15 protein-coding genes and 1 pseudogene are annotated in these 13,442 nt (G+C 38.2%); 2 read left to right on the plus strand and 14 right to left on the minus strand.

The window, feature by feature from the left end; translation table 11 throughout:
* Nucleotides 1-3: 3 nt before the first annotated feature.
* The 9 genes from rplR to CXF79_RS17280 form a co-directional block, all read right to left on the minus strand.
* The gene (gene rplR, locus CXF79_RS17240; protein WP_011041467.1) at nt 4-357 is read right to left on the minus strand and encodes a 50S ribosomal protein L18; all 354 of its coding nucleotides are present in this window, start codon (nt 355-357) and stop codon (nt 4-6) included.
* A gap of 9 nt (nt 358-366) precedes the next feature.
* Nucleotides 367-900 (minus strand): 50S ribosomal protein L6, encoded by a 534-nt coding sequence (gene rplF, locus CXF79_RS17245; RefSeq protein ID WP_011041466.1) that lies wholly within the window; start codon nt 898-900, stop codon nt 367-369.
* A 10-nt stretch (nt 901-910) separates the two neighbouring features.
* Nucleotides 911-1,300, minus strand: coding sequence for a 30S ribosomal protein S8 (gene rpsH, locus CXF79_RS17250; RefSeq protein ID WP_011041465.1), 390 nt, complete (start codon nt 1,298-1,300; stop codon nt 911-913).
* A 19-nt stretch (nt 1,301-1,319) separates the two neighbouring features.
* Nucleotides 1,320-1,625, minus strand: coding sequence for a 30S ribosomal protein S14 (gene rpsN / locus CXF79_RS17255; RefSeq protein ID WP_011041464.1), 306 nt, complete (start codon nt 1,623-1,625; stop codon nt 1,320-1,322).
* A 4-nt stretch (nt 1,626-1,629) separates the two neighbouring features.
* A complete protein-coding gene (rplE, locus tag CXF79_RS17260; RefSeq protein ID WP_011041463.1) occupies nt 1,630-2,175 on the minus strand; it encodes a 50S ribosomal protein L5 in 546 nt (181 codons plus the stop codon).
* 12 nt (nt 2,176-2,187) lie between these two features.
* The gene (rplX, locus tag CXF79_RS17265; protein ID WP_011041462.1) at nt 2,188-2,502 is read right to left on the minus strand and encodes a 50S ribosomal protein L24; all 315 of its coding nucleotides are present in this window, start codon (nt 2,500-2,502) and stop codon (nt 2,188-2,190) included.
* A 12-nt stretch (nt 2,503-2,514) separates the two neighbouring features.
* A complete protein-coding gene (rplN, locus tag CXF79_RS17270; protein WP_011041461.1) occupies nt 2,515-2,883 on the minus strand; it encodes a 50S ribosomal protein L14 in 369 nt (122 codons plus the stop codon).
* Between the two features lie 260 nt (nt 2,884-3,143).
* Nucleotides 3,144-3,581 (minus strand): D-aminoacyl-tRNA deacylase, encoded by a 438-nt coding sequence (dtd, locus tag CXF79_RS17275; RefSeq protein ID WP_011041460.1) that lies wholly within the window; start codon nt 3,579-3,581, stop codon nt 3,144-3,146.
* Nucleotides 3,578-4,477: a virulence factor BrkB family protein gene (locus tag CXF79_RS17280; protein ID WP_232769232.1), complete on the minus strand. Its 900-nt coding sequence runs from the start codon at nt 4,475-4,477 to the stop codon at nt 3,578-3,580. The genes dtd and CXF79_RS17280 overlap by 4 nt, the downstream gene beginning before the upstream one ends.
* A 109-nt stretch (nt 4,478-4,586) precedes the next feature.
* Between CXF79_RS17280 and CXF79_RS17285 the strand changes: the two genes are divergently transcribed.
* Nucleotides 4,587-4,811 (plus strand): hypothetical protein, encoded by a 225-nt coding sequence (locus CXF79_RS17285; protein WP_011041458.1) that lies wholly within the window; start codon nt 4,587-4,589, stop codon nt 4,809-4,811.
* A gap of 54 nt (nt 4,812-4,865) precedes the next feature.
* Here the strand turns inward: CXF79_RS17285 and CXF79_RS17290 are convergent, their stop codons facing one another.
* From CXF79_RS17290 to CXF79_RS17310, 5 genes are all read right to left on the minus strand, one after another.
* Nucleotides 4,866-5,048: a hypothetical protein gene (locus tag CXF79_RS17290; protein WP_011041457.1), complete on the minus strand. Its 183-nt coding sequence runs from the start codon at nt 5,046-5,048 to the stop codon at nt 4,866-4,868.
* Nucleotides 5,049-5,376: 328 nt separating this feature from the next.
* On the minus strand, nt 5,377-7,194 hold the full coding sequence (typA, locus tag CXF79_RS17295; RefSeq protein WP_101156778.1) for a translational GTPase TypA: 1,818 nt from the start codon (nt 7,192-7,194) through the stop codon (nt 5,377-5,379).
* 281 nt (nt 7,195-7,475) lie between these two features.
* Entirely contained in the window at nt 7,476-9,719 is a 2,244-nt protein-coding gene (gene ovoA, locus CXF79_RS17300; RefSeq protein ID WP_101156780.1) for a 5-histidylcysteine sulfoxide synthase, read from the minus strand.
* A 10-nt stretch (nt 9,720-9,729) separates the two neighbouring features.
* Nucleotides 9,730-10,881: a hypothetical protein gene (locus CXF79_RS17305; RefSeq protein WP_101156782.1), complete on the minus strand. Its 1,152-nt coding sequence runs from the start codon at nt 10,879-10,881 to the stop codon at nt 9,730-9,732.
* Nucleotides 10,882-11,300: 419 nt separating this feature from the next.
* On the minus strand, nt 11,301-12,812 hold the full coding sequence (locus CXF79_RS17310; protein ID WP_101156784.1) for a S10 family peptidase: 1,512 nt from the start codon (nt 12,810-12,812) through the stop codon (nt 11,301-11,303).
* A 418-nt stretch (nt 12,813-13,230) separates the two neighbouring features.
* On the opposite strand from CXF79_RS17310, the pseudogene CXF79_RS23735 reads away from it, so the two are divergent.
* A pseudogene (locus CXF79_RS23735) lies at nt 13,231-13,434 on the plus strand (hypothetical protein); the annotation flags it as partial.
* Nucleotides 13,435-13,442 lie beyond the last annotated feature (8 nt).

Genomic DNA, 13,442 nt, shown 5'->3' on the forward strand with positions numbered 1-13,442 from the left:
CCCCTAGAATTGAAGACCAGCTTCACGAGCTGCTTCTGCTAACGCTTTTACGCGACCGTGGTAAAGGAAACCAGAGCGATCAAAAGCTATCTTAGTGATACCTTTTGCTACAGCACGTTCAGCGATTGCTTTACCTACTGCAGTTGCTGCTGCAACATTACCTGTTTTTTCAATTTGAGCACTAACTTCTTTGTCTAAAGTAGACGCAGATGCGATTACTTCAGAACCAGTTGGAGCGATCAATTGAGCGTAAATGTGACGAGGAGTACGGAATATAACTAAACGATTCGCACCCAACTCGCTAATTTTTGCACGAGCGCGTTTAGCGCGGCGCAAACGAGATGATCTCTTATCCATAGTATTACCCTACTTCTTCTTAGCTTCTTTACGACGAACGTATTCATCAACATAACGAACACCTTTACCTTTATAAGGCTCAGGTTTACGGTATGCACGAATGTTCGCAGCGGTTTGACCAACTAAATGCTTATCACAACCTTTCAGTGTAACTTCAGTTTGGCTAGGAGTTTCACAAGTAATTCCTTCAGGAATCGCATGTTTGATTGGGTGTGAAAAACCTAAAGATAAGTCTAAAGACTTACCAGCAGCTTTGGCACGGTAACCAACACCTTGTAAAACTAATTTCTTTTCAAAACCTTTACTAACACCTTCAACCATATTATTGATTAAAGCACGTGTAGTACCGGCTTGAGCCCAAGCGCCTTTAACATCAGCAACGATATTAGTAATGATGTTGTTTTCTTCTTGAGAAACAACAACGTCACTGTGGATCGTGCGAGATAATTCGCCTATTGGACCTTTAACTGTAATGTCTTGACCTGATAACGTAATGGTAACGCCAGCAGGAACAACGACAGGTGCTTTTGCAACACGAGACATATTATTCTCCTTACTCTACGAAACCAAGAACTTCACCGCCAATACCCGCAGAGCGAGCGGCACGATCCGTCATCAAACCTTTAGAAGTTGAAATGATCGCAATACCCATACCTGCAAGAACTTTAGGAAGTTCATCACAGCTTTTGTATATACGAAGACCAGGACGTGAAACACGTTTGATCTTTTCAATTACTTCTTTACCTTCAAAATACTTCAATGTTACAGCTAGTTCAGGTTTAACTTCACCTGATACTGAAAACTCTGAAATATAACCTTCTTCTTTAAGCAAAGTAGCAATTGCAACTTTAACTTTAGAAGATGGCATTTGTACTGCAACTTTTGCTGCAGATTGACCGTTGCGGATGCGTGTAAACATGTCCGCGATAGGATCAGTCATCATAACCATTTACTCCCGTGAATTACCAACTAGCTTTCTTAAGACCTGGAACTTCACCACGCATCATAGTTTCGCGTAATTTAATACGGCTCAAACCAAATTTGCGTAAGAAACCATGTGGACGTCCAGTAATGTTACAACGGTTACGTTGACGACTACTGCTCGAATCACGAGGTAAACTTTGAAGTTTCAATACAGCATCCCAGCGTTCTTCATCCGAAGAATCAGTACCTGAGATGATTGCTTTTAACGCAGCACGCTTTTCAGCATATTGTGCTACTAACTTGGTTCTTTTAGCTTCACGAGCTTTCATTGACGTTTTAGCCATAACTCTACACCTTCTTCTTGAACGGGAAATCAAAGGCAGACAATAAAGCTAGTCCTTCTTCGTTATCTTTCGCGCTAGTAGTAATAGTGATATCTAATCCACGAATCTTATCGATTTTATCGTATTCGATTTCAGGGAAGATAATTTGCTCACGAACGCCCATGCTGTAGTTACCACGACCATCAAATGACTTAGGATTTAAGCCACGGAAGTCACGGATACGAGGAATAGAAATAGAGATTAAACGCTCTAAAAATTCCCACATACGCTCGCCGCGTAGAGTTACTTTCGTACCAATAGGGTAGCCTTCACGAATTTTGAAGCCCGCAACTGATTTGCGTGCTACTGTCGTGATCGGCTTTTGCCCTGAGATTGCAGTAAGATCATTTGTGGCGTGTTCTAAAACTTTCTTATCAGAAATAGCTTCACCAACACCCATGTTAAGGGTGATCTTTTCAATCCGAGGGACTTGCATGACACTTTTATAACCAAATTGCTTTTGCAACTCAGCTACAACTGTATCTTTATATAAATCATGCAGTTTCGCCATCGTTTACTCCAATTAAATTAATTCGTTATTAGATTTGAAAAAACGTACTTTTTTGCCGTCTTCAATTCTAAAACCAACACGATCTGCTTTACCCGTTGCTGAGTTAACGATCGCTACGTTGGAAACTTGTAAAGGTGCTTCTTTTTCAACAATCCCACCAGGCTGCTGTAACTGAGGTACAGGCTTAGTGTGTTTCTTGATTAGGTTAATACCTTCTACGAATACTTTGCCGTCTTCAACAAGAACTTTGGTAACTTTACCAGTTTTGCCCTTGTCTTTACCTGCAAGTATAATTACTTCATCATCACGACGAATTTTAGATGCCATTATCGTGACTCCTTATAGTACTTCTGGTGCTAATGATACGATCTTCATAAATTTTTCATTACGAAGTTCACGTGTCACAGGCCCGAAAATACGAGTACCAATTGGTTGTAAGTTAGCATTTAACATTACAGCCGCGTTTTCGTCAAAACGGATAGCAGAACCATCTGTACGACGAACACCTTTCTTAGTGCGCACCACTACCGCAGTGTGAACATCACCTTTTTTTACTTTACCGCGAGGACTTGCTTCCTTTACGGCAACTTTGATGATATCACCAATGCGTGCATAGCGACGGTGCGAGCCACCAAGAACCTTTATACATTGAACACGCTTAGCGCCACTGTTATCAGCAACATTCAGCTGTGATTGCATTTGGATCATTGATTTTGCTCCATTGTTATCTTTTTTCTAAACCTTGCTAAATGCAAGATAAACAATAAGATAATATAAAATTTAAGGCCGAAAATTGACCCGTCACTGCCTTTTGAAAGACCCCCGTCTTGTATAGAATTTAGGCATTAAAGCCATAACTCAAACTTAACGGGCGCGAGATTATAACACCACTTACTATAAAGTGATAGTTTAATTAGTTAAAAAATAAGCAGTGCTGTGGCTGGTAAGGTTTATAACACTAAGGGAGGTTAAATGGTCAGTGTGAAAGTGACCGGTCCATCATTTATTAAGGCTACTTTCATGTCGGCGGCAAACTCCCCAGTAGGAACATCAAAACCTTTATCTCTAAGTTGGGTAACAAAGAACTGATATAGATGATTACTAAACTCTGGCTTTGCTGCTGTAGTGAAACTTGGTCTCATGCCACTAGAGGTATCTGCCGCTAAGGTAAATTGGGATACCACTAAGATATTCCCCTCTGCTTGTTTAACATTAAGATTCATCTTGTCATTTTCATCATTAAAAACACGATAACCTGCAACCCGCTCAGCTAATCGTTTTGCCTTTTGCTCATTATCTAACGGTTCAATGGCAAGGAAAACTAATAAACCCTTTTCTATCTCCCCTATGATTTCACCATTAACTGTGACACTTGCCTGACTTACCCGTTGTATTAACGCTATCATGATATTTCCTCATCCTTTACTTGTGCTCTATCAGTTTCATTTACTTTTTTCTCTTTTAATATTTCATATTCTTGTAAAGAAACAGTGATTAATGCCCCTGTTAGTACAATAATCCAAGAGACATAAACCCACAGGAATATAATAGGGATAGTAGCTAAAGCACCATAAATTACTTGGTAAGAAGGAAATGCAGTTATATACAAAGCAAACGCTTTTTTCGCCAATTCAAATAGAACACCCGCAACAATGGCACCCGATAAAGCAAATCTGAAAGGTACGGCTTTATTAGGTACCGCTATGTAGAGGATGATAAAGGCGATTATGGAAGAAAGCAGTGGTAGCATGCGTAAAAACATATCAGACAGGCCTAATACATCGTATTCATCAACAGCGACAATTGAAACTAAGTAAGAGGATAACGCAATACTTGCGCCAACCAATATTGGACCTAAGGTTAATACCATCCAATACATAGCAAATGAGGTAATAGTGCGCCGCTTATCAGTGACCCGCCAAATTTTATTAAAAGTATTATCGATTGATGAAATCAATAATAGTGCCGCTAAAAACAAAAAAGAGATTGCGACAGCCGACATTTTTGAAGCATTTGCCACAAAGCCAGTTAAGTACTGTTGCACCACATCTCCAGCAGCAGGTACAAAATTTTGATAAACAAATTGTTCAATACTTTGTTGTAACTCAGCAAAAAGTGGAAATGCAGTCATTACCGATAACATGACAACAATTAGTGGAACCAATGACATTAAACAAACATAAGATAAATAACCGGCAACAACTTGTATCTGCTCACGTCGAACTCGGCGAGTAAAATAAAAAAGTAACTCTTTATTGTCATGCCAAAAACTAATTAGCTTTTTTTCGTTGAATAAACTCATATTTGTTAACAATTTACTGATTTGCCCTAAGTAGTATATATATTAAGATAGAGACAATTAATTAGCTAGCCTCACGCTAGCTTCACTATAGAATAATTTGGAGTGACTGATGGCGAGTCAAGGTTCTGCAGGTAATGTAATTTCTGCTATATGTAATGTTTTTTTCCCTGGATTAGGGCAACTAGTGCAAGGCAGGTTAATGGCTGCATTGATTTTTGCAATTGTATGTGTGGGTGGCTATGCACTTTGGTGGATGGTCATTCCAGCAATTATAGCTGGAGTATTTCATGTGTGGTCGATAATAGATGCGGCAACTTATAAAGATTACGGCTAGTAAGGATAAGCGCTAAGCTGCCCTTGCCCGCTTCAGATAAATAGCTATTCACTATCATCCAAAGTGAGGAGTATCAATAAAGTTAACTTGCTCACTTTCTTCCGCTCTATTTTCTTCACCGTAACAATTAATTTGAGCCAGTAAAGCTGAAAGCTGCTGCATTTGTTGAGGGCTAGCTTTACCTTGACTAAAAATATGGCTTAGCTCTTGGAGTTCTTTTAGCTGTGCTGGGGTCATAATACAATTCCTTTTGTGTGGACAGAGCAGTTTATAACTTACTGCTTGATACCTATAAGGGTAGTTATAAAATATATTATCTGCTGAGTTATTTCTAAAGTAGAAGTAACAAGATATTTATATATTGAAATATTATTACCCTTTACTATGTATAAACAGCCACTTACTAGGAAATATTATCGCTATTGTTGATAAAACTGGCAGTAATTGCAGAGATATCTTACAAAGACAGTTAGTTATTTACCTAAGAAGTTCTGACATAAAAAAAGCGCCTATTACTTATGTAATAGGCGCTTTTTATTTACAACTCACAAAAGTGAGTTAATAATTATTTAACACCGCGACCTTCACGTTTACGATCATTCTCTTTCAAGAATTTTTTACGTATACGAATGCTTTCTGGTGTAACTTCTACCAATTCATCGTTATCGATAAATTCTAATGCTTGCTCTAAAGACATAACAATAGGTGGCGTTAATGTTTGTGCTTCATCAGTACCTGATGAACGAACGTTAGTTAACTGCTTACCTTTAAGGGCATTTACTGTTAAATCGTTATCGCGGCTATGAATACCAATAACTTGACCTTCATAAATATCAACACCGTGTCCGATTAACATACGACCACGAGATTGTAAGTTAAAGATAGCGTTAGTTAATGCTTTACCTGTTGCATTACCGATCATTACACCATTTTTACGTTGGCCGATTTCGCCACCCTTGTGAGGTCCGTATTCAAAGAATGTATGATAAATCAAACCAGAGCCTGACGTTAATGTCATGAATTCAGTTTGGAAACCAATCAAACCACGACTTGGCATGATGAAATCCATACGAATACGGCCAGTACCATCTGGTGCCATATCTGTTAATTCAGCTTTACGAACACCCATCTTCTCCATGATAGGTCCTTGATGTTGTTCTTCAACATCAATCGTTACTGTTTCATATGGTTCTTGTAATTCGCCATTAACTTCACGAATAATAACTTCTGGACGTGATACTGCTAATTCAAAACCTTCACGACGCATGTTTTCAATTAAGATGCCTAAATGAAGTTCACCACGACCTGATACTTTAAATTTATCTGCATCTGCTAGTTGTTCAACACGTAATGCAACGTTATGAATTAACTCTTTGTCTAAACGATCTTTGATGTTACGTGAAGTAACGTACTTACCTTCTTTACCACAAAATGGTGAAGTGTTTACTTGGAACGTCATGTTGATAGTTGGTTCATCAACAGATAATGCAGGTAAACCTTCAACTTCTGTTGGACAACAAATCGTATCAGAAATCTTTAATTCGCCTAAACCAGTAATTGCAATAATATCACCGGCAAAACCTTCAGCGATATCAAGGCGTTCTAGTCCTAAATAACCAAATACTTTACCTACTTTAGCGTTATGAACGCCGCCGTTTGCTAATTGTATAGTTACTTGTTGGTTCGGCTTAACAGAACCACGGGTAATACGACCAACGCCAATTACACCTAAGTACGAGTTGTAATCAAGTTGAGAGATTTGCATTTGAAATGCACCCTCTGGATCAGCGATTGGCTGTGGAACTTCTTTAATAATAGTATCAAATAAAGGAGTCATGTCAGTGCCAGTAACGCCTTCTTCTAACGAAGCCCAACCATTGATTGCTGAAGCGTAAACAACTTTAAAGTCAAGCTGTTCATCTGTAGCGCCAAGGTTATCAAACAATTCAAAAACTTGGTCCATAACCCAATCAGGACGAGAACCAGGCTTATCAACTTTGTTAATAACAACAATTGGTTTTAAACCTTGAGCAAACGCTTTTTTCGTTACGAAACGCGTTTGTGGCATAGGGCCTTCTTGTGCATCAACAATAAGTAAAACTGAATCTACCATTGACATTACACGCTCAACTTCACCACCAAAATCAGCATGGCCAGGAGTATCTACGATGTTTACACGGTAGCCATTCCAGTTAACAGCCGTATTTTTAGCTAAGATTGTGATACCACGTTCTTTTTCGATATCATTCGAATCCATTGTACGTTCTTCTAGACCGCCACGCGTATCTAGAGTACCAGACTGCTCTAATAATTTATCAACTAAAGTGGTTTTTCCGTGGTCAACGTGAGCAATAATTGCCACATTTCTTAATTTATCTAACACAGGCTTTACTCGCTGTTACTGTCGTTGACCGCTACTTTAAGCAGACAAACGAATTGGACTATAATTGGGCGCGCATTATACAGCTGTTTAGGCTAAAAAGAAATCAATAAAGCCATAAGCATTGTTATTAGTATCTCATACTACATTAGCTTTACATTTTACAATTAGTATTGGCGTCTCAGGAACTTAGTAAAAGCAGGTGATACAGACACTTTTAACGTATCTATTACTACCAACAATTACTATTTATAAAAAGCGCCATAGTCTTACTTTTTTTGCGCTTAATATCGATTATCTTCTTTCAATTGCCATATTGTTAATTGAGGTTGAACGACCGCAAAGTGACGCGTATTGGTCTTAATTATTTGAGTGACTTCTTGCTCAATTACCAAGGTGAATTTTTTAGACAATAAAGCAGTTAATGCTTCAAAGCCGGTCAAGTTTTCACCATTGATTTTCTGTCCACCTAACCATTTAGTTTTATCTGTTACTTCTTCAGTAAATTGATAATCTGAAATAATAACCAATATACCCTGTGCATTAAGTCGTTGGTGAACGTGCGCTAAAAACAACGCGGGATCATAACTTTTCTCTAAAACATTTTGGGCAACAATGACATCATAGCCCGTAAATATGTTTTTTAAATTACCAATATCCCCTTGGCTAAAGTGAATTTTTTTTGATTCTTCCTGTAATTGGGTTGGTAAGCTAAACTCATGAAAATCAATCAGCTCACCTTCTCGAGGCATTACATATCGTATCGATTCCCCTTGTTGGAGCTTTACACCGTATTGAATGTATCTAGCTGAAAAATCAACCGCATCGATCGAAGCATAATACTTAGCTAAGATAAAACTTAAACCGCCAACATTACAGCCTAAATCTAGACATTTGGACATTGGTTGGACGTTATATTTATCAACTACTCTAATAATGGTATTAGCGAGTTTATCTAAGTAATTATTCGCTAACTGCGGTCCATTGATGGCTAGATTCAGATCTTTTCTAGCTTGTTGCTCTTTATTATATAACGAAGCACTCAATGAATTTAGCTGTTCAAAGTGATTATGAAGTTGCTGGCACACTTTAGTATCGGTTTCATAGTGATTATCAGCTAAATTCGGTACATTCTCATTTTTACTTACTACATACCTGAAGCCCGCATGCTGAAAAAAGTGCCGACGAAAAGCATAACGAGAATTTTGCATCGCCTCATTACCTGTCGAGATCCAAGACCCTCCTTTAATTAGGTTGTGTTTACCATCAAAGGTAGGCGTAGAGAAATCATCATATAAAGGATGAACTGAGAAACCACTGAAACCATCAATGGCTGATTCTGTCCATTGCCAGACATTACCGACAATGTCATAAAAATCACCTTGTGAGAATAAATTTATCGGGCAAGAAGAAGCAAAGTATTCACTATTAATATTACCTGGCGCTTTGTGCCATGACAGTAAATCACCTTCAACTTGCTCTCGTAAAGACAGCCATTCGGCTTCAGAAGGCAATCTGTAATGACCTTGTTTGCCTTCAATAGTTAATACTTTGTCACCTAAGCTATTTTTCCAATTACAAAAAGCTTTAGCTTCGAGATAGTTTACTTCTACTGGCCAATCAAGCGGCAAAGGCATTTCATTTAACAAGTTTCGCTGCCAATATTCACCCGATTTATTTAACCAAAATCGTGGCATCGTCGCTTCGCTATATGCCAACCACTTTTGTCCCTCTTGGGTCCATAAAAAATTATTTTGATAACCACCTGACTCGACAAAGCTCAAAAACTCTTCATTAGACACTAAGTATTTTGCAGCATGAAAATCATCTAAGGCTAAGGTTGCACATCCGTATTCGTTGTCCCAACCAAAGCTATCATCTGAAGTAGGCTTGCCAAAATCAATCACACTTCCCTTTACTGGCATCAATACATTATTTGGCGGACTATCGGTTTGCAGGCAAGTAGGCCAACATTCATTAGGTGTTAATGAAGCTAATGGCAACATCCGCATAATTACTGAAGATGTTTCAATGTGAATACGCTCATGTTCACAGCCCATTAAAATAATCCATGCTAATGAATTTTGCTTAATAGGTAATACTAGCGACATAGTATCAATGATATGATCTACTACATTGAAGACTTGTTGTCGGTACACTCTTACTTCATCGACTGCTGGCCAATCGTAATGTTCATTATTCAGATCATCCCAACTCATTTCATCTACACCAACGGCGCAAATTGCTTCGATTCGAGGGTTAATGCGCTCATCAATATATTTACCTAATATAAGTTTATTTATATAAAAACAGGCGGTATGTCCAAAGTAAAAAATCAGTGGATGTCTCAACGGCTCTGGTCTCTGATAATACGCCTCATCATTATTGACCAATGAGAACAAAGAATCATAACGTTGCCACGTTGCTTTAAAATAGCGTTTTAATTCAGCACGTTTTCCATTTATGGAATCCCCCGTTAACGTTGGTGATTTGGGCTCGTTTACTTCGTTGTCTTTGTAAGTGTCCATAAAACGCCGCCTATAGTGTGTAATTAAAGTTATTAGGTAATGCTATTTTTTTAACTTGATATTTAGCGAGAATTTGTTGCTTAATTAAATCACCTAAATAAGCAGGTTGGTGACTGTCATTATTTATTGAAATCATAAACTGCTGTACCTTATTGATACGTTCACTAAACCAAGGACAACGAGTAAATAGTTCAATAGCACCAAGAGAGTCTTTAGCGCCACCGGCCGCTTTTTGGTATTGGTTATATAGTGACTTGGGTAATTCGATGGCTGGTATTGAAGAAGATAAATCAGATAGGCAACTTTCTTGCAGATATACCTCAAGGGCATCAACAACATTCATTAAAGAAAATAAAACATTAACATGGGGATTATAAGACGTACTTGAAGCGCCTAGCCGGTGTTCTATACGTGCTGTTTTTTGCCAATTTTGCTCGGTAACTAGTATTTTATTATGTTGATCAAATAATAAGGTCTCTTCACCCATTTGTTGATTATGCTTACCTAACTCTTTATACAGCGCAATACTACCTTGATGCCCACCGGAAATATCACAAGGAGAACAAAGCTCTTCTGCCAAGCCATAGTATGATTTTAATTTTAAACGTTCGAATGCTTCTTCTTCGGGCAAATATAAAAGACTACATGCTTTACTCGTTTGCAAAAAACATTGTTGTAAGTATTCACCAAAACCATCATGGGAAATAATATTAACTCCCTGCTCATTGATAACACTGACATTGATTTGAATTGCATTGGGTATATGAACAGCCCGAGTATCCGTGGTAAAAATATCGCGAGAGCCTAGCGCTAACTTTCCTTGATCACCCGACCAAACTACCGGTTGAATTAATGTTTCCGTAATGCCATGTTGAGCAAATATTATGGGAAGGTGATGTATAGCTCGAACTAAGTTATCAGCTTCTTTTAGCGGAGACTGACCATTAAATAAAGACACATATTCCCATTGGTTTTTCCAATATTCATTAACGACTTCACCATCAATATCCAACATAGATAAGCTGTGGTTGACTGCAGTAAGGTCAATATCATTAATATGGTCAGGGATTTTATAGCAACCTTCTAACTCAAAGTGAATTTGAGCTTTAAAGCCTAAGTGCTTTAGGTAATCTTGGAGCAAGAGCAGTGCTTTTTTTAACATCCTATTCGGTTACCTTAAGTGTTTACATTATTAATGTGCACCTAAATTAACTGTTAATTTCATGACCAATTTAACGGTTAGATATAGTGCCTAGCTCAACGCTAACTATCACTTACTGTTTACGGTAATTTAATCGATAAAGATCACATTTCACTTTCTTTATTTGCAATATAGTCACCGTACATTTGATCTATATATTTCAGCAGATGCAAAAATTAATAGGTGTAACCTACTAAAATAAACGCTAACGTTAAAAACATAGCACAATGAATCACTTTAACAATAAATTCTTATAATTCAACGGGGCTATCACTTAATTACCCATATCAGTTCTCTATCAAGCATTATTAGACATAAAAAAAGCTTACTATTTACAAGTAAGCTTTTTAGTTATCAGTCTACTTTGACCTAATCATGTTTTAGTATTTGGCTGCTTGTCCTTTCGCCGGCAAACTTTTCTTAATAAACTCACGAATGTCTTGATTAGCATCTCGTAGGTCTTCATGACGTAAATACATCATATGACCACTCTCATACCCTTTAAATGACAACCTATCTTTCATCAAACCACTTGGATCTAATTGCCACATGGTATATTTAGCATCGAAATAATTTGTTGCACCATCAAAATACCCTGATTGAATCATCACTTGTAAATACGGGTTTTGTGCCATGGCAGAGCGAAGTCCCTCACCGGTTTTATTGCCAGTACGGTCCCACGGACGGACGTTGCCAAACATATTGTATTTAATATCTGTTTTATAATTTAATTCTTCACGTAAATAATAATTAATTGCTGGGGTAAAGCTGTGTAACCATGAGCTTAATTCAGCATTATAATCAGGACTAGAGCCAGCAACTTTTTTATCAATTCCCAAGTAGCGAGAATCTAAGCGGCCAATAGTTTGCTTTCTATCTCGTAATAATTCTTTCCAGAAAAATGAATTATCGATATCTAAATTATTATTAATAACGGCTGTTACTGATAAACCGGCATACTTTGCAACTTGCTCAGCAATAACTTGCTTTTCTTGTGCGGTAATAAAGCCGCCTTTAGCCAAAGCTGGTAAATATTCACTAAGTGTAAAGGTTTCAACTTCTGCAAGTAGTTCTGCTAAAGGCTTTTGTTGAAGCGCAGGAGTTAAGGCTTTGTGGTACCAAGCGGCAACAGTAAAGTAAGGCAGTCTATTTGCCGCTTTTACCGGTCCATCTCGTTTGATACCAATATCGGTTGGTGAAACTAAAATCACGCCATTAACATACATCCATTGACGTTCTTGTAGCTCTTTGGCCAAACCGGCAACACGTGTAGTGCCATAGCTTTCACCAATTAAATATTTAGGTGAGCGCCAGCGATTATTTCGCGTTACAAAGGTATTAAGCCACTCGGCTAAATAGTTAATATCAGCATTAACGCCAAAGAACATTTTTTTCTGCTGCTCTTTACTTGGCATTTCTCCGCCTTTACCAGCCAACACACGTGAGTAGCCCGTATTTACCGGGTTAACAAAAACAATATCCGCAACATCTAAAATTGAATAGGGATTAGTCTTTACGCCATAAGGCTGTAATGGATAACCTTCATCGTCCACATTGAGCACTCTGGGGCCAGTATAAGCCACATGCATCCAGACTGAAGCAGAGCCTGGCCCACCATCAAAGGAAATTACCAATGGACGTTTAGCGCTATCTTTTACATCACTTCGTTGGTAGTAGGTATAAAACAAACTCGCGATTGGATTACCTTCTTCGTCCCAAACAGGCTGCGTTCCTGTAGTCGCAGTATATTTAAACTTCTGTCCATTGACCTTAGTGCTGTGCTTTGTGATGTTTTTCTCATCGATAGCCAGTTTGCGTTCATGTTTATTTTGCTGTTGCTCAGACTCTTGAGCAGCTAAAACAGGGCTGGATGATAAACTTAGCATCACCATCAAAGGGACGAGAAAGCTTAAGCCTTTCTGCCTATGTTGGAATATTTGAGCGGTTGAAGCAGAGATAATGAAATCCTCATCAGATTAAGTTGGCTGAAATTAACATTAGTTAATTATAGGGTGACGCAAAGTAACAGCTACTAAAGATAGGATAAAACGATTTTCGGTAAAGTGAAGATAAAATAGGATGAATAATACCAATTCCATTAAGTTTGTGATCTTGTTGTGCATAGGAAAAATAAATCAGGGCAAGGCGCTCGATTGAGCAATAGCTGGCTATTGGGATTGAGAGCAACGCCGCCTTGGAGTATTTTAACCAGCACAAGTGGGCAATAATTTAATGGGATTGGTATAGGGTCTGTTGATCTTTCGCGGTTAAACTTTGTTCGAGATAAAAGCGTTTTAATCGCGGCGAGTAGTGTGTAGCCTAGTCATTCTAAGCAAAGACTACTCAACAAAGAGTAAGACGCTTTTAGCCGAATCCTTCGGACAGCGTTTGTTGGTCATTTTTACGGCGTTATCGCCTTTTTATGTGGAACAACCACATTACAAAGGCTCTACCTTGTATAAATACCCAATAAATCGCTGCAAAAACAATCTCGAAAGATCAACAGACCCTAATATAAATGC

It is taken from the genome of Colwellia sp. Bg11-28 (genome assembly GCF_002836245.1).
GTDB lineage: Bacteria > Pseudomonadota > Gammaproteobacteria > Enterobacterales > Alteromonadaceae > Colwellia > Colwellia psychrerythraea_A.